At 69.9% G+C, this 16,639-nt stretch carries 15 protein-coding genes and 1 pseudogene; 7 read left to right on the top strand and 9 right to left on the bottom strand.

All coding sequences use genetic code 11. The features are described 5' to 3' along the window. Nucleotides 1–177: 177 nt before the first annotated feature. From IEZ15_RS14680 to IEZ15_RS14665, 4 genes are all read right to left on the bottom strand, one after another. Nucleotides 178–2,130, bottom strand: coding sequence for a TerD family protein (locus IEZ15_RS14680; RefSeq protein WP_189277124.1), 1,953 nt, complete (start codon nucleotides 2,128–2,130; stop codon nucleotides 178–180). 133 nt (nucleotides 2,131–2,263) lie between these two features. Next, on the bottom strand, nucleotides 2,264–2,842 hold the full coding sequence (locus IEZ15_RS14675; RefSeq protein WP_073747806.1) for a TerD family protein: 579 nt from the start codon (nucleotides 2,840–2,842) through the stop codon (nucleotides 2,264–2,266). Between the two features lie 131 nt (nucleotides 2,843–2,973). Then, a complete protein-coding gene (uvrB, locus tag IEZ15_RS14670) occupies nucleotides 2,974–5,094 on the bottom strand; it encodes an excinuclease ABC subunit UvrB (protein ID WP_114243949.1) in 2,121 nt (706 codons plus the stop codon). A gap of 62 nt (nucleotides 5,095–5,156) precedes the next feature. Next, nucleotides 5,157–6,044, bottom strand: coding sequence for an MHYT domain-containing protein (locus IEZ15_RS14665; protein ID WP_189277122.1), 888 nt, complete (start codon nucleotides 6,042–6,044; stop codon nucleotides 5,157–5,159). A 215-nt stretch (nucleotides 6,045–6,259) separates the two neighbouring features. Here IEZ15_RS14665 and IEZ15_RS14660 point away from each other — a divergent pair, with 215 nt between their 5' ends. From IEZ15_RS14660 to IEZ15_RS14650, 3 genes are all read left to right on the top strand, one after another. Next, nucleotides 6,260–7,210, top strand: coding sequence for a glycerophosphodiester phosphodiesterase (locus tag IEZ15_RS14660; protein ID WP_189277120.1), 951 nt, complete (start codon nucleotides 6,260–6,262; stop codon nucleotides 7,208–7,210). 59 nt (nucleotides 7,211–7,269) lie between these two features. Then, the gene (locus IEZ15_RS14655; protein ID WP_189277118.1) at nucleotides 7,270–7,812 is read left to right on the top strand and encodes a methylated-DNA--[protein]-cysteine S-methyltransferase; all 543 of its coding nucleotides are present in this window, start codon (nucleotides 7,270–7,272) and stop codon (nucleotides 7,810–7,812) included. A 108-nt stretch (nucleotides 7,813–7,920) separates the two neighbouring features. Next, entirely contained in the window at nucleotides 7,921–9,267 is a 1,347-nt protein-coding gene (locus tag IEZ15_RS14650; RefSeq protein ID WP_189277116.1) for an MFS transporter, read from the top strand. 4 nt (nucleotides 9,268–9,271) lie between these two features. Here IEZ15_RS14650 and IEZ15_RS14645 read toward each other — a convergent pair whose 3' ends face one another. Further along, on the bottom strand, nucleotides 9,272–9,634 hold the full coding sequence (locus tag IEZ15_RS14645) for a cupin domain-containing protein (RefSeq protein WP_093896042.1): 363 nt from the start codon (nucleotides 9,632–9,634) through the stop codon (nucleotides 9,272–9,274). Between the two features lie 133 nt (nucleotides 9,635–9,767). Between IEZ15_RS14645 and IEZ15_RS14640 the strand changes: the two genes are divergently transcribed. Then, nucleotides 9,768–10,805 carry a pseudouridine-5'-phosphate glycosidase gene (locus tag IEZ15_RS14640; RefSeq protein ID WP_189277113.1) on the top strand — a complete coding sequence of 346 codons (1,038 nt, stop codon included), beginning with the start codon at nucleotides 9,768–9,770 and terminating at the stop codon, nucleotides 10,803–10,805. After that, nucleotides 10,802–11,698 (top strand): carbohydrate kinase family protein, encoded by an 897-nt coding sequence (locus tag IEZ15_RS14635; protein ID WP_189277111.1) that lies wholly within the window; start codon nucleotides 10,802–10,804, stop codon nucleotides 11,696–11,698. The genes IEZ15_RS14640 and IEZ15_RS14635 overlap by 4 nt, the downstream gene beginning before the upstream one ends. Before the next feature lie 34 nt (nucleotides 11,699–11,732). Here the strand turns inward: IEZ15_RS14635 and IEZ15_RS47030 are convergent. The 3 genes and pseudogenes from IEZ15_RS47030 to IEZ15_RS14625 all read right to left on the bottom strand — a co-directional run. Then, a pseudogene (locus IEZ15_RS47030) lies at nucleotides 11,733–11,935 on the bottom strand (uridine kinase); the annotation flags it as partial. Between the two features lie 246 nt (nucleotides 11,936–12,181). Continuing rightward, nucleotides 12,182–12,679 carry a cupin domain-containing protein gene (locus IEZ15_RS14630; protein WP_114243956.1) on the bottom strand — a complete coding sequence of 166 codons (498 nt, stop codon included), beginning with the start codon at nucleotides 12,677–12,679 and terminating at the stop codon, nucleotides 12,182–12,184. A gap of 103 nt (nucleotides 12,680–12,782) precedes the next feature. Then, nucleotides 12,783–13,451, bottom strand: coding sequence for a winged helix-turn-helix transcriptional regulator (locus IEZ15_RS14625; protein WP_189277109.1), 669 nt, complete (start codon nucleotides 13,449–13,451; stop codon nucleotides 12,783–12,785). A gap of 86 nt (nucleotides 13,452–13,537) precedes the next feature. On the opposite strand from IEZ15_RS14625, the gene IEZ15_RS14620 reads away from it, so the two are divergent. After that, the gene (locus IEZ15_RS14620; RefSeq protein ID WP_114243958.1) at nucleotides 13,538–14,749 is read left to right on the top strand and encodes a pyridoxal phosphate-dependent aminotransferase; all 1,212 of its coding nucleotides are present in this window, start codon (nucleotides 13,538–13,540) and stop codon (nucleotides 14,747–14,749) included. Nucleotides 14,750–14,762: 13 nt separating this feature from the next. Then, a complete protein-coding gene (locus IEZ15_RS14615) occupies nucleotides 14,763–15,380 on the top strand; it encodes a cysteine peptidase family C39 domain-containing protein (protein WP_189277108.1) in 618 nt (205 codons plus the stop codon). 436 nt (nucleotides 15,381–15,816) lie between these two features. On the opposite strand, the gene IEZ15_RS14610 is transcribed toward IEZ15_RS14615, so the two are convergent. Beyond that, nucleotides 15,817–16,548 (bottom strand): DUF7873 family protein, encoded by a 732-nt coding sequence (locus IEZ15_RS14610; protein ID WP_114243959.1) that lies wholly within the window; start codon nucleotides 16,546–16,548, stop codon nucleotides 15,817–15,819. Nucleotides 16,549–16,639 lie beyond the last annotated feature (91 nt).

Here is a 16,639-nt window from a genome sequence, read left to right as displayed (position 1 = left end):
GGGCCGGCGCCCCGGGACCGGTCACAGTCCGTACTGACGGGCACGCCGCGTATGGGAGTACTCCCCTCCGCCCAAAGAACAGTACAGGGAGCACCAAGGAAAGGTAAAGGGAAGGGTAAAGATCTTTCAAAAGAGCAGGTCAGGGGCGCTGATACGGAGTCGCTTCCGCTCCAGGGCTCAGGGGCGCCGGGGGTGTCGGGCCGCGGCCACCCTGGCGAGCACCTGCTCAAGGACCCGGCTGCCGGGCGGCATTCCCAGCGGCTCGTACGTCCAGGCGTGGCCCACCCAGGGATCGGCCAGGTGGTCGTCGGCGACCGGCGTGATCCGGAGCAGCGAGCGCCACAGCGGGTCGAGCACCGGCCCGTACGCGCCGGCGTCCTCGCGGTCCGCGACCATCAGCAGATGGACGCCGACCGAGGGCCCCTCGTCTGCGAGGTAGCGCAGCTGGGTGACCGCCCGGTCGTCGAAGCCGTGCGGGAAGTCGTTGACGATCAGCAGCTGTTCACCCGTGTCGAGGTCCGGCGGAAGCGAATCGGCGGCGCCGGCCCGGATCGCCATCTGCACCAGGTCGACGCGCCGGGTGAGCTGCGCAAGGACCGAGGCCACTCCCCCGGCTCCGGCGGCGGGCGGCCCGGCGAGGGCCCCGGATTCGACCAGGGGGGCAAGCGCTCCGGCCGCCGAGCCCGCGGGGTCGATGACATGGACGGAGAACTCGTCGGCCGGGTAGACGGCCAGCAGCCGGGCCGCGTGCGCGACCGCGTTCTCCATGGCCAGGCGGCGCAGTTGGGCGGTGTCCATCAGGGCTGCGGCCTCGGAGGCCGTACGGCCGCTGTCGACCCAGATCCCTCGTTCCAGAGGGAGCCGGACCAGTAGCGGGATCCGCAGGTCGGGACTCTCGGGCAGATGGAGGTCGCCGATGCGCAGCGCCATGGGGGTCTCCATCGGGACGCGATAGGCGTGCCAGACGGGGTTGTCCCATCCCGCGTACGCGGCGGGGAGCGCGGGTTCCACGACGGCGGACTCGGCGGCGAGCTGGGCGAGGTCGCGATCGAGGACCTCGCGAGCCCGGGCGGTCAGCTCGTCGCGCTTGGCACGGGCCTGTTCGCGGGCCCGGTCGCCGGCGCCGCCGATCCGGTTGCGCGGGTCGGACAAGGACCGGTCGAGCTCCTGGTCCATGCGGGACTCTGCGAAGTCGACGGCGCTGCGGTACGCGGCGGTGGTGCGGGCCAGGTCCTCGAACATGCCCCATATCTGGTTGTAGAGGCGCTCCTCCATGGACCAGCCGGTCGCATCCCCGGCGACGGGCCGGGCGGCGTGGCCCGGCTCGGCGGGCGGGGCGGCGGGAGGGGGCGGCGGGGGTGCAGATGCCTGACGGCGCGGGTGCGCGTAGTTGATGGGGCCGCCCGTCGTGGCCGCGGACGGCGGGGTGATGGGCTCGGCGAGCGGCTCGGGGGGCTGGGTGGCCGTCGGCGGTGCGACGGGATGCCTGCGGCCGTCCGAGGGCGGTACGGGGCCCGTGCCGTGACCGACCCGGTCACTGTCCGGGGTGCGCGGCGGGGGCGGTGCGACCGAGCGGGCCATCGCGCGGGCGACGGCGTCCTGGATCGAGTGGGCCAGCTCGGCCGCCTGCGTCAGGCCCTGGTCGGCGAGCATGGCGGCGAGGCCGCCCGCGTAGCCCTGACCGACGGCGCGGACCTTCCAGGCACCCTGGCGGCGGTAGAGCTCCAGGGCGGTGACGGCGGACTCGGTGTCCAGGCCGGTGAGGGTGAAGGTGGCGATCTCGCTGCCTTCGAGCCCGGTCACGGCGACGAACGGCGAGGCGACCGCGCCGAACCGGACCGGTCCGCCGACGCCCGTGGGCAGGGCCAGCAGCACGGTGACCCGGTGCACCGAGGCCGGCAGGGCGTCGAGGTCCACGGCGAGCCGGTGTTCGGCGGCGGCCTGTCCGGACACCTCGAGCCCGGGCAGCTGCGGCGATCCCGGATGGGCGACCCACTCGGTGCCGTGCACGGTGCCGTCCTCGTCGCCGAGCGTGGCACCGGCCACGACGGGCGTGCCGGCCGATACCCGGATCTCCAGACGGGTCTGGGGCAAGGTGTGGTTCTGCCCCCGGACCAGCTCGGCCGTCATTGCCCTGTCCCCTCGATGAGTTGCTGCCGCGTGGTGCGGTGTCGTGCGGTGCGGCGCGATGTGGTGCAGCTCCCGGCGGCCGATGCCTCCGGGAGCTGCGCGTACCGATGTCGGCCGGCTGGTCCGGCCGTGCCTACAGGTGCGGCAGGATCGCCGGCATCAGGTCCTGGAAGGTGCGGCCGTTGGCCGGGTTGCCGAGGGCGGTCATCTGCCACCCGTTCCCCGAACGGTGCACCTTCGCCATGATCTGGGCCGTGTACTGCCCGCCGCCGTCCAGCGTGTAGCGGGCGAGCTCCTGGCCGTTGGTCTCGTCGACGATGCGACAGAAGGCGTTCTGCACCTCCTGGAACGTCTGGCCGGTGAAGGAGTTCACCGTGAAGACGATCTGGTCGATGTGGACCGGCACCCGCTGCAGATCGACGAGGATCGCCTCGTCGTCGCCGCCCGAACCGGCGCCGCCGACCAGGTTGTCCCCGGTGTGCTTGACCGAGCCGTCGTCACTGACGAGGTGACGGAAGAAGACCACATCGACCGGCTGCTTGTCGGCGAACAGCACCGCCGAAGCGTCGAGGTCGATCTCCCTCGTACGTGAACCGAACAGACCGCGGCGCGGAGCCGCCTGCCAGCCGAGCCCCATCCGTACCGCGGTCAGGGTCCCCCCGTCGCTCTTCTGCAGGCTGATGGCCTGACCCTTGGTCATATTGACCGTCACGCGCTGTCCCCTCTCCGCTTGCCCCGCAACCGTCCGTGCGCGGTTTTCCAGCACCCTACGCAGTCACGCCGCACGCGTGGTCACTTGGGGCGTTTTTGTGTCGGTCCTGCAACACACCAGGTGCGACGCGGTCAGGCGAGGCCCGCCTCCCGCATCTGACGCAACTCCTTCTTCAACTCACCGACCTCGTCACGCAGTCGGGCCGCCACTTCGAACTGCAGGTCAGCGGCGGCTGCCCGCATCCGGTCGGTCATCTCCTCGATGATTCCGGCGAGTTCGGTGGCGGGCCGGTCGGTGACCACCGCGCCATTACCCCCGGCCTTCTTGGAGCCTGCCGTCTTGACGCCCAGCGTGGGAACGGGAGCCTTGGCACCCTTCGTCTGGCGATAGCCGGTGCCGAGCAGCTGCTCGGTGTCGACCTCCTCGCGGGCGATCGTCGCAACGATGTCGTTGATCTTCTTGCGCAGCGGCTGCGGGTCGAGGCCGCGCTCGGTGTTGTAGGCGATCTGCTTCTCGCGACGGCGATTGGTCTCGTCGATGGCCTGCGCCATAGCCGGGGTGATCTTGTCCGCGTACATATGGACCTGTCCCGACACGTTACGGGCGGCGCGCCCGATGGTCTGGATCAGGGACGTCCCCGAGCGCAGGAAGCCCTGCTTGTCCGCGTCGAGGATGGCGACCAGCGACACCTCGGGCAGGTCGAGGCCCTCGCGCAGGAGGTTGATGCCGACCAGTACGTCGTACTCACCGGAGCGCAGCTCGCGCAGCAGCTCGATGCGGCGCAGGGTGTCGACGTCGCTGTGCAGATAGCGGACCTGGATGCCGAGCTCCAGGAAGTAGTCGGTGAGGTCCTCGGCCATCTTCTTGGTGAGGGTGGTGACCAGGACGCGCTCGTCCTTCTCGGCGCGCGTGCGGATCTCGTGCACCAGGTCGTCGATCTGGCCCTCGGTGGGCTTGACGACGACCTCCGGGTCGACGAGGCCGGTGGGGCGGATGATCTGCTCCACGAAGCCGTCGCCCCTGGAGAGCTCGTACTTCCCGGGTGTGGCGGAGAGGTAGACCGTCTGGTTGATCCGGCGCAGGAACTCCTCCCACTTCAGCGGGCGGTTGTCGAGCGCGGAGGGGAGCCGGAATCCGTGGTCGACGAGGGTCCGCTTGCGGGAGGCGTCGCCCTCGTACATGGCGCCGATCTGCGGCACGGTGACATGCGACTCGTCGAGGACGAGGAGGAAGTCCTCGGGGAAGTAGTCGAGGAGGGTGTTGGGGGCGGTGCCGGGTGAGCGGCCGTCGAAGTGCATCGAGTAGTTCTCGACGCCGGAGCAGGTGCCGATCTGCCGGAGCATCTCGATGTCGTACGTGGTGCGCATCCGCAGCCGCTGGGCCTCCAGCATCTTGCCCTGCTTCTCCAGCTCGGCGAGGCGCTGTTCCAGCTCCTGCTCGATTCCGTTGACCGCCTTCTCCATGCGCTCGGGACCTGCGACGTAGTGGCTGGCCGGGAAGACGTGGAGGGACCGGTCCTCGCTGATGACCTCGCCGGTGAGGGGGTGGAGGGTGGAGAGCGCCTCGATCTCGTCGCCGAACATCTCGATCCGGACGGCGAGCTCCTCGTAGACCGGGAAGATCTCGATGGTGTCGCCGCGGACGCGGAAGGTGCCGCGGGTGAACGCCAGGTCGTTGCGGCTGTACTGGATCTCGACGAAGCGGCGCAGCAGCTGGTCGCGGTCGATCTCGTCGCCGACCTTGAGCTGGACCATCCGGTCCACGTACTCCTGGGGCGTACCGAGGCCGTAGATGCAGGAGACGGAGGCCACCACGACGACATCGCGCCGGGTGAGCAGCGAATTCGTCGCGGAGTGGCGCAGTCGCTCGACCTCCTCGTTGATCGAGGAGTCCTTCTCGATGTAGGTGTCCGACTGCGGGACGTACGCCTCGGGCTGGTAGTAGTCGTAGTACGAGACGAAGTACTCGACGGCGTTGTTGGGCAGCAGCTCGCGGAACTCGTTCGCCAGCTGGGCCGCGAGCGTTTTGTTCGGCGCCATCACGAGGGTGGGGCGCTGCAGTTTCTCGATCATCCAGGCGGTGGTCGCCGACTTGCCGGTGCCGGTCGCGCCGAGCAGGACGACATCCTTCTCATCCGCACGGATGCGCCGCTCCAGCTCGGCGATGGCCGCGGGCTGGTCGCCGCTGGGCTGGTAGGGACTGACGACCTCGAAAGGCGCCACCGAACGTTCGATCTTCGAAACGGGCCGCATGCAACCACCGTACGACCCACCGCTGACAACCGGGCCGGGTCAGCCGCAGTGCCGGGGCGAGGTCACCATTCTCCCGGCGGCGCGGGATCGCGCGGCCGGGAGTGGAACGACGCCGGGTCGGCATGTGTTCCGAACCGCGGGATCTGCCGCTCGGCCGGGATTCCGGGAGGCCGTCCGGCCCCGTTCATGGCCCTGGGATCGTCCCAGTCGGGGGTGCCCATCACCATCAGAGGGTCGAACATCACGACCACCGCGGCAAGGATCAGGAAGCAGCCGGGGCCGATCATCAGTGGCAGGAGGGAGGCGGCCCGCCCGTCGGCCGAAGCCGGGTCGGCGAGGGCGCCGGGGTGCAGATGGACGCTCAGCCCGGCCATGCCCGTGTAGTGCATGCCGCTCACCGCGACGCCCATCACGACGCTGGCACCGAGACTCGGCAGAAAGCCGTGGATGGAGACGGCCGCCCAGAGTGCGGTCGTGGCGGCCACCACGGCTATGACGACGGAGAGGGCCACGGTGAAGGTTTCGTACTCGAACTGTCCCTCAAGACGCATTCCGGCCATGCCCAGGTAGTGCATGGTGGCCACGCCCAGCCCGGTGATGGTGCCGCCCGTCACCATTGCCATACGGGTGGCGCCCCGGTACCCGACGATGAAGATGCCGATGGCGACCATGCCGATCGCGACGGCGAGGCTGGCGAAGGTGATCGGCTTGTCGTAGCTGATGGGCACCCCCTCGACGGAGAAGCCGATCATCGCGATGAAGTGCATCGTCCAGATGCCGGAGCCTATGGAGGTCGCACCGAGGGCCAGCCAGCCGGCCTTGAAGGAACGCTCGGTGCGCAGCGAACGGGTCGTACATCGCAGCCCGAGGGCCGCACCGAGACAGGCCATGAGGAAGGCCGCGACGGGTGTCACCGCTCCGTAGCTGAAACCGTCGATCGTGCCCTGCATGCTCGTACGCCCTTCGCGGAAGCCCAGGTTCGGGGGTGACCCCAAGACTCGAGGCCCGGCAGACAAACAGAAGAGCTGCATTTTATCGACATGGAAATCGGCCCGTGACCCGGTCTCAAGAGCGGCGTTCACGTTGTGGCCATCCTTCGCCTGTCCCTCGTTGGGGGGCGGCTGTCACTCTCGGCCCGTCCGTAACTCTGACGCAAGGAGTACACGTGTACGCACGCACCGCAACCGCCGCCGTCGCTGCCGCCGCCCTCGTGGGTGCCGGCGCGTTGCTGATGTCGACCGCCGATACGCAGACCACGGGCAGGGGCACGGCCACGGCCGGGCACACGGGCACGGGCACGAGCATCCGGACCGTGAGCGCCCGGACCGCGGAGGCGAAGCCGGTCGCCCCGGTCGTCTTCGCCCACCGGGGCGCTTCGGCCTATGCGCCGGAGAACACCCTGGCCGCCGTCGACAAGGCCGACGCCCTCGGCTTCGACTGGGTGGAGAACGATGTCCAGTTCACCAAGGACGGTGTGCTGGTGGTCGTGCACGACACCGACCTGAAGCGGACCACCGACGTCGAGGAGGTTTTCCCGGACCGTGCCCCGTGGGCGGTCAAGGACTTCACGGCCGCCGAGATCGCCCGGCTGGACGCAGGCAGCTGGTTCGGTCCGCAGTTCGCCGGAACCCGGGTGCCCACCCTCAAGCAGTACCTGGACCGGATCGAGCGAAACCACCAGAAGCTGCTGCTGGAGATCAAGAGCCCGGAAATCTACCCGGGCATCGAGAAGGAGACCCTGCGGGTGCTGAGCCAGCAGGGGTGGCTCGACCGCAAGCACGTCAAGAACAGGCTCGTCATCCAGAGCTTCGGCGCGGACAGCGTGAAGAAGGTGCACCAGCAGCGCCCGGACGTCACGACCGGCTTCCTCGGCACCCCCGCAGTGGCCGATCTGCCCTCGTACGCAACGTTCACCGACCAGATCAACCCCTCGTACACGTCGATCTCCGCCGACTACGTGAAGGCGGTGCATGCGCTGAAGGGCGCACACGACAAGAAGCTCCGGGTCAACACCTGGACGGTCAACGACGCGGCGACCGCGGCGAAGGTGGCTGGCTTCGGCGTCGACGGGATCATCACCAACACTCCCGATGTGGTGCGCGGGGCCACGGGCTGACAGCTCGGGCGCCCCGTCGCCGCGGCCCGTTGTCAGTGGCCGGTCGTACGGTGGTTCCCATGAACAGCAACGGGGTCGTCGAGTGGGCCGTCGTCGAGAGCGACATCGGCCCGCTGCTGCTTGCCGTGACGGACACGGGGCTGGTGAGCGTGATCTTCCACGCCCGTCCCGAGGTGCGGGAGAAGGCGGTCGGGCAGTTGCGGTCGCGACTCGGTGCGGAGCCGGTGGAGAGCCCCGGCTCCGCACGGCTCGCCGAGCCGATACGCCAGCTCGCGGCGTATTTCGCGGGCTCGTTGCGGGAGTTCTCGCTCGATGTGGACTGGTCGCTGACCTCCGGCTTCAACCGCCAGGTGCTCCGCGAGCTGGCGGCCGGGGTGCCGTACGGGGCGGTCGTCGGATATGGGGACCTCGCCGAGCGCGTGGGGCAGCCGGGGGCGGCTCAGGCGGTCGGGGCCGCCATGGGGTCCAATCCGCTGCCGGTGGTGGTGCCGTGCCATCGGGTGGTGGAGAGCGACGGCGGACTCGGCGGGTTCGGCGGCGGCCTCGAAACCAAGCGGAAGCTGCTGGCTCTGGAGGGCGTGCTGCCCCAGCCGCTGTTCTGAGTCCGTCGTGGAGACCGACTCCCCGCACCGGGGCACCGGGTCCGTGCGCGGTCCGTGCCCTGACGGAACCCGGTTTCGTACCTGCGTACGGGCTGGCACACTGCGCCAGTGACCAACACCCTCGATGCACCTGACACCCCCGCCGGCCGGGTGACGGCGGCCGAGCTGCCCGGATTGCGGCGCAGAACGTCCGCAGTGCTCATAGCCAGCCAGATTCTCGGCGGCCTCGGCGTTCCCATCGGTATCGCCCTGGCCCCAGTCCTGGCCACGGAGGTGAGCGGCTCCGACGCGCTGTCCGGTCTGGCCCCGACCGCGTCGGTGACGGGTACCGCGCTGCTCTCGCTGCCGCTGGCCGCGCTGATGACCTCGCGCGGGCGGCGCCCCGGTCTCGTCCTGGCGTATCTGATCGGCGCGCTCGGCGCGGGGCTCGTGGTGCTGGCCACCGTCGTGGAGAGCTTCCCGCTGCTGCTGCTCGGCATGGCCGGGTTCGGTGCCGGTTCCTCGGCCAATCTGCAGGCCCGGTTCGCCGCCGCGGATCTGGTCGAGCCCGACCGGCGCGGCCGGGCGATCTCCACTGTCATCTGGGCCACGACGATCGGTTCGGTTCTGGGGCCGAACATCGCGGCCCCGGTGGGGCAGGTCTTCCGCGGCACCGCGATATCGGAGAAGGCGGGCCCGTTCTTCTTCGCGGCCGGCATCTTCCTGCTGGCCGCCGTGGTGGTGGGGGTGCTGCTGCGGCCGGATCCGCTGCTCACCGCGCGGGCGCTGGCGCCGCAGGACAACGAGTCCCCCGCAGGCCGTTCGCTGCGTGCCGGTGTCGCAGCGGTCCGGGCGTCCCCGATGGCGCGGCTGGCGCTGGTGACGGTGACCGTCTCGCACACTGCGATGGTCTCGATCATGGTGATGACCCCGGTCGATCTGGGCCATCACGGCGCCGGACTCCAGCTGATCGGGCTGGTCATCAGCGGCCACATCGCGGGTATGTACGCGTTCTCCCCGGTGATGGGCTGGCTGGCGGACCGGTTCGGCCGGCTCGCCGTGATCGGTCTGGCGGTCGGGCTGCTCTCCTGCGCCGCACTACTGGCCGGCACCGCGGGCCCCAGCCATGGTCAGACGGCGGCAGGCCTGTTCCTGCTCGGGCTCGGCTGGTCGGCCGGGCTGGTCGCCGGTTCGGCGCTGCTCACCGACTCCGTACCGCAGCCCGCCCGCGCCGCCGTGCAGGGTCTGTCGGACCTGACCATGAACACGGCGGCGGGCATCGGCGGTGCGATCGCCGGAGTGATCGTCGCCCGGGCCGGCTACGGCTGGCTGAACGCGGTCGGAGCATGTCTGCTGCTGCCGATGGCGGCGCTGGCACTGCGCCGGGCGCTCGCCCGGCCGGCCGCGCCCGTTGAGCCCGCCTCACCCGACGCAGTCGGCACATCTGCACCCACGGCACCCGCCTCGGACCTCTGAGGTTTCAGAGGCTGATGTGGTAGGCCTTGCGCAACGTCTCGTGCACGGTCCACGTCGTTCGGTCGCCCTCGCGCAGCACGCAGGCGTCACCCGGCCCGACCTCCAGCGTCGCCCCGCCCTCGACCGCCACGGTCGCGCGCCCGCTGACGACCACGAACAGCTCGTTGGCCTCCGTGTCGGTGACCACGCCCGGCGTGATCTGCCAGATCCCGCGCAGCTGCTTGCCGTCGGGCGATTCCCAGAGCACCTTGCCGGTCACTGCGGGCTCGCCCGAGACGATCTGTGCGGGGTCGAGCGGTTCCGGTTCGAGCTCGGCGTCCGGAATGTGTACGGCGAACGAGGCGGGAGTTTGATCAAGTGTGGTCATGGCCGGTCACCCTAGCGACCGCTTCGGGGCGACTCGACACCAGGACCGGGAGAACATGCGGAGGGGACGGGTGATTCGGCCGGTGTCCCGGCCGCACGTTTGAGGTCGGTGCGCCCGCGACAGGGATGTGGACATGTCACTGAATGCGTCGCACAGCGCACACTCCTACACCCCCGCCTTCTCCACCGAGGTACAGGCGGCCCTCGCCACGCACCACCCCGTCGTGGCTCTGGAGTCGACGATCATCGCCCACGGTCTGCCACGCCCCCGCAATCTGCAGGTCGCCGAGGAACTCGAAGGGCTCGTACGTTCCGCGGGCGCCGTGCCCGCCACGATCGCCGTACTGGACGGACGGGCCCACATCGGTCTGGACAAGGCCCAGTTGGAGCGGGTCGCCGCGGACCCGGCGATGCGGAAGCTGGGGCACCGGGACCTCGCGCCGGCCCTGGCGACGGGCGCGAGCGGGGCGACGACCGTGTCCGCGACGGCGTTCCTGGCCGCACACGCGGGCCTGCGCGTCTTCGCGACCGGCGGCCTCGGCGGCGTACACCGGGAGTGGACCCGGACCCAGGACGAGTCCGCGGACCTCCGGCTCCTCGCGCGGACCGGCATCACCGTGGTGTGCGCGGGGGTGAAGTCGATCCTGGACGTCCCCGCCACGCTGCAGCGCCTGGAGACGCTCGGCGTCGGAGTGCTCGGTTACGGCACCGACCGCTTCCCGGGCTTCTACCTGAACAGCTCGGGCGAACCGGTCGACTGGACGGTGCGGACGCCCGAGGAGGTCGCGGAGGTGATGCGGGCCCAGGACGCGCTCGGCGGTCCCGGGGCCGCGCTGATCGTCGCCAACCCCGTATCCGTGGAGGACCAGTTGGATCCCGCACTCCACGACCGCGTGCTGGCCGAGGCCCTTGCCGCATGCCAGGAGCGCGGCATCGTGGGCCAGGCCGTCACTCCGTTCCTACTGGACCGGCTGATGCGGGGAACCGGGGGCGCTTCGCTGGAGGCCAATCTGGCGGCCGTACGCGGAAACGTATCGCTTGCCGCGCGGATCTCCGGCGCATGGGCCGCCGCCGCACAGGAGACAGCAACGCACCGGAGCGCACCGGACACAGCAGCGCACCCGAACGCGCAGGACACGACAGCGCACCGGAACCCGGCGGTCGGCCGATGACCGACGGCGGCCTTCTCGTCGTCGGTGACGTGGTCACGGATGTCGTGGCCCGGCACGGAACGGCGCTGATCCACGGCACGGACACCTCGGCCCGGATCCGCACCGTCCCCGGCGGCGCGGGCGCCAACGTCGCCTGCTGGGCGGCGCGTTCGGGATGCCGCGACGTACGGCTGCTGGCCCGGGTCGGCGCCGACAGCGCGGCCTGGCACCGGGACGCGCTGCAGCGAGCAGGGGTACGTTGCCTGCTGGCCGTGGACGACGACGTACCGACCGCCACCGTCGTCGCCCTCGTCGATTCCGCCGCCGAGCGCACCTTCCTCACCGACAGCGGTGCCGTGCTGCGCCTCTCGCCCGACGACTGGTCACCGTCGATGCTCGACGGCATCGCCCATCTCCATCTCTCCGGGTACCTTCTCTTCGCCGCGACGAGCCGGGCGACGGCCCTGCTCGCTCTGCGGGAGGCCCGGCGACGGCAGATCCCGGTGAGCGTCGACCCGGCTTCGGCCGGCTTTCTCGCCGAGCTGGGCGTCGACCGGTTCCTGACAGCCGTGGAGGGCACGGATCTGCTGCTGCCCAATGCGGACGAGGCCCGGCTGCTCACCGGACTTCCCGAACCGGCGGACGCCGCAGCCAAGTTGAGCCTTCAGGTACCCCGGGTGATCACCACGCTCGGCGAGGGCGGAGCTCTGCTGGCCGTCGCGGGCGCGGTGACCCGGCACATCCCGGCGGTCCAGGTACGGGGTGCCGTGGACTCGACGGGCGCAGGCGATGCGTTCACCGGCGGCTTTCTCGCGGCGCACCTGTCAGGAGCGGACGACGCCTCGGCCGTGGAAGCAGGCTGCCGGTCGGCGGCGGAAGCGGTCACCACCGTGGGGGGCCGCCCCGGTCCATGACACACCGGGCTCGCCGGATCGACCCCGCCCGCTACCCCTCGGTGGACACCACCAGCACCGCACGCCCCGGACCCGCAGCGCCTGTGCGACTCGCCCGGTCAAATCCCCGGTACGGGCCGCCGGCGCACCGTCGACGGCCACCTTCGGCCAGGGGCCGGCGTCCGCCGCCTTCAGACCGCCGGCATGCACGGCGAGGGCTCCGGCCAGCCGCTCCCAGGTGATCGCTTCAAATCGCACGCATCCGTCATCACCCCCGGCATCGTGCGTCGGCGTCGGCCGTCCCGCCGGCGAGGTTCGTCCTCGCCGATCCCCGCCAGGTGGTTCTCGGCCAGGCGCACCACGCGGTCGGCGAGCAAACGCAATCCCGGTTCGATCCGCCGCCGCACAGACAGACGCCCACCGGCTGACCGCCGGTCGATGCCAATGGCGGCCGTGACGCTCTCCGGCCGACGGCCCCTCCCGGCGGCGGGCGAGCGTCGTTCGCTACTTCTTCGCGTCGCAGTCCACCGCGTCGGCGTCGTCGGAGAGCGCACTGCCCTCCGGCAGCAGATAGGTCACCCAGAGCACGACGGGTTCGGTCCCGAGGTTACGTCCGATGTGGCGGTGAGCGGATCCGGACGGTTCGATGAAGGACGAGCCGGCGGGCGTCACCTCGACCGAGCAGTCGTCCAGAGTGCGTGTCAGCGTCCCGGACTTGACGACGGCGATCAGCTGACCGCTATGGGTGTGCCAGCCGGTGGAGCCGCCCGGCTCGACGGTGATGGTCCGGAAGGTCACATCGGTGCGGCCGTTCGGGGTCTTCACCTTCAGCTTTCCCACCGATGTGCCCTTCGCGACCACCGTGCCGCTCACACCGCTGCCGGGTGTGGCGACGGCCGCCGACGGCACGAAGCCGAGCGCGGCCACGCAGCCGCCCACGACCAGGGCCTTGGCAAGTCGCCCCTGCCGTACCCGGCTCCCCTGCTGTCTGCCGACCTTCACGTGCGACTCCTCTGCCTCGGCGTCCTGGACATCCCTAACCGGACATCCCGAACGCCCCCACGCTACCCCCGAGTTGAGCCGCGGAATCCTCCCGGATTGGCGGTCACTCGCCGCGGAGTTCGGCGGCGAGCGGCCCGTCGCCCGATACCTCGATACGTTTGCCCTTGACGGCCTCGGCGAACGTCAGCTCACCCCGCCCGAGCGCCAGACAGACCTCGACGTCGAGCGCGATGCGGGCATCGACCCGGGCCGCGGGGCCATCCCCGTACACAGCCGCACCGGCCGTCACACCACCGGCACGGACATGGAACTCGCCCTCGTCCAGGTGGACTTCGACGACTCCCGCATGTGTCAGCCCGTCCAGCGAGCGCAGCAGCGGAAGTGCGAACCAGTGTGCCCGTACCGCATCGGTGGGCCGCCGCTCGGCGAGCGCGGGCGCACCCCACTCGGCGAGCGCGGCAAGTACGGGCAGCAGCCCGTGGCCACGCTCCGTCAGTTCGTACACCGAGGCCGCGGCGGGCGGCGGAAGTCGGCGGCGGGTGACCAGGCCGCTCTGTTCCATGTCCTTGAGCCGGGAGGCGAGGACGTCCGTGCTGACGCCCGGCAGGTCGGCGTGGAGGTCGGTGTAGCGGCGGGGGCCCGCCAGCAGTTCACGGACGATCAGCAGGGTCCACCGGTCGCCCACTGAATCGAGGGAGCGTGCGGTGGCGCAGAACTGGTCGTAACTCCGGCGGCGAGCCGAGCGTGTTGCGGACTGTTGCTGACGTGGCATGCGACGCAGTCTAGACATGTTGTTGGACTTTCCAAGCCCAAGCTTGGTAAAACCAAGTATCGCAATCAGGTCGGGGAGGCCACCGCATGGAATTCCGGCAGTCCAGCAAGCTCGACGAGGTCTGTTACGAGATCCGGGGGCCGGTCATCGAGCACGCCAACGCGTTGGAGGAGGCGGGTCACAGCGTGCTCCGCCTCAACACGGGCAATCCCGCGCTCTTCGGTTTCGAGGCGCCGGAGGAGATCGTCCAGGACATGATCCGGATGCTTCCGCAGGCCCACGGCTACAGCGATTCGCGCGGCATCCTGTCCGCCCGCCGGGCGGTGGTGCAGCGCTACCAGGCCATGGGTCTGACGGATGTCGGGGTCGACGACATCTTCCTCGGCAACGGCGTCTCCGAACTGATCTCCATGGCCGTCCAGGCATTGCTGGAGGACGGTGACGAGGTGCTGATCCCATCCCCCGACTATCCGCTGTGGACCGCGGTGGTGACCCTCGCGGGCGGCAAGGCCGTGCACTACACCTGCGACGAGGCCTCGGACTGGAACCCGGACCTCGCGGACATGGCGTCAAAGATCACCGACCGGACCAAGGCCGTCGTGATCATCAACCCGAACAACCCGACCGGCGCCGTCTATCCGCGCGAGGTCCTCGAAGGCATCCTCGATCTGGCGCGCAGGCACGGCCTGATGGTCCTCGCCGACGAGATCTACGACCAGATCCTCTACGACGACGCCGAGCACCACAGCGTGGCGGTCCTCGCCCCCGACCTGGTCTGCCTCACCTTCAGCGGTCTGTCGAAGACGTACCGGGTGGCGGGGTTCCGCTCCGGCTGGATGGTGGTCTCCGGCCCGCAGCAGCACGCCCGCAACTATCTGGAGGGGCTGACCACTCTCGCCTCGATGCGCCTGTGCCCCAACGCGCCCGCGCAGTACGCCATCCAGGCGGCACTCGGCGGCCGGCAGTCCATCCGGGAACTGGTCGCGCCCGGCGGCAGGCTGTACGAGCAGCGCAACCGGGCCTGGGAGAAGCTGAACGAGATTCCCGGTGTGTCGTGCGTGAAGCCGAAGGGCGCGCTGTACGCGTTCCCGCGCATCGACCCGAAGGTGCATCGAATCGTCGACGACGAGAAGTTCGTCCTGGATCTGCTGCTGCGGGAGAAGATCCAGGTCGTGCAGGGCACCGGCTTCAACTGGCCGCGGCCCGACCACTTCCGGATCCTGACACTCCCGTACGCTGACGATCTCGACGCGGCGATCAGCCGCATCGGCCGCTTCCTGACCGGATACCGCCAGTGATCGGATGCCCCCGATGACCTGCCCCGCCTGCCGCGTTCCCGTCCTCACCCAGTTCGCCTCGTTCGAGCTTGTCGGCCCGATCGTGGAGGGCGGACTCGATCCGGCCGCCGACCCTGCCTGGGCGGAGTCGGGCGCGGCATCACCGGCCGAGTATGCGCGCTGGGCAGGTCATCTGTGCGGTATGACCTGCCTGCGCATGGCGCTCGGCGCCGGGGCCCCGTCCCTGTTCGCGCTGCGCGACGGTGCGTTCAAGTACGGCGCGTACACGGAGGATGCGGAGGGGGTGATCCGGGGCCTGATCTACGCCCCCTTCGCAGAGTACGTACAGCAGGCACACGGCCTCGACGCCACGGTCCACCGCCATCTCTCGTCGCAGGAGATCCTCGGCCTGCTCGACGGCGGCCGGACGGTCATGGCCTCGGTGCACTACGGCATCCGCCATCCGCAGCGCCCGGCTCCGGGGCGGGGCGGGCATCTGGTGCTGCTGACGTCCCGTACGGCCGACGGCACCGGCGTCCACTTCCACAACCCGTCCGGCACGACGGCCACAACGCGTGCCGCGGAGCTTCCGCTGCCCGCCTTCGAGCGCTTCTTCGCGGGGCGCGGGGTGTCACTGCCCGCGGGCGTGTGACGGGACGTCCCGGGAAACGGGAGCGGGCCCGGGGGCGTAGCCGGCCCCCGAGCCCTGAAGATGCCACCCATTCGGCACGCCGACACTTTTAAGGACCCGTGTCAGGTTTATGTCGTCGCGTCCTGCCTTTAGACGACCGCAGATCGAAGCTCTGCGGGCCGGAGTCGAACCGGCATCTCGACGCCCATGGGCATGGGCCCGATTGATTCGGCGATCGGTGGCGAATGCTGAGTCTGGAGCAAGAGTCTGAGATTGATCGCGGTCTGCCTCTGCCGATTGGGCTACCCCGGCCCGTCCGTGTGCGGGGAACGCACCGAATGCCGGGAGGAGGGCTCGAACCTCCACTGGAACCGCGTCGTCACGACAAGCTTCAGTTTCAGCTTGCGCTCCTCGCGCACCCCGGCCGAAATGAGTCGGCCGGGGAATCCATGGTCGGTCACCCGAAGAGGTAACCGAATATCGCATCACCCACCCGCTGGTCGGTGACGTCCACGCCGTTGGCCTCCTCGCGGGCGAACTTCACGGCCTGCTGGAGCTTCTCCACCCGGTCCAGCAGTTCGTTGACCCGTCGCGCGGGAAGGGCTCCGGAGAACTTCACGGTCGTCCAGTACCCGATCGGAATGTCCTCGTAGTACACCTCGACCTGAGCCGGGTGCTTATCGGTGGCCTCCGCCTTCACATGGTTGCGGGGCACCTTCTTCGTACGAAGAGTCCTCACCGGCTCGGTCTTCCAGGAATCCGTCGACGGGTCCTGTGTCCAGGCCTCGGAGGCGTCGAGCACCGGCAGCTTGCGAACAAAGGTGTTGATGTCCGTCAACTGCTTCTCCAGGAAGAGCAGATACGACACCGGCACCTCGCTCACGAGTACCCGTCCGTCGACCTTCACATCCGCGCGGGCCGAACAGTTCGCCCAGTCCTTCGTGGCGGTCACATCGAAGAGCCGGGTCAGGGTCGTCGCGGTCTCCCGCAGCACGTCCTCGGCCTTGATCTGCACCAGGGTCGACTCGGGCGGCAACTGCTCGCCCTCCTCGTCCTTCGGCTGATACGTCCGGGAGATCCCGGCCAGCAGACCGGTCTTCTGAAGGCCGTGGTGCGCCGCCGTCAGGTCCTGGTGAGCCTTGGACTTGACGCCCTTCTCCACTGCGATGATCTGATTGAGTTTCGCCACATCGAGGAAGCTAGCAGCGTCGGGTCGCGCGGAACCAGAGGTTTTCGCGGTGCCGGCCGTTTCAACCGGCCCCGGGGATCCGGGCGCACGG

The sequence above is a fragment of the Streptomyces atratus genome (assembly GCF_014648655.1).
Lineage (GTDB): Bacteria > Actinomycetota > Actinomycetes > Streptomycetales > Streptomycetaceae > Streptomyces > Streptomyces atratus.
This window is presented reverse-complemented; position numbering and strand designations above follow the sequence as displayed.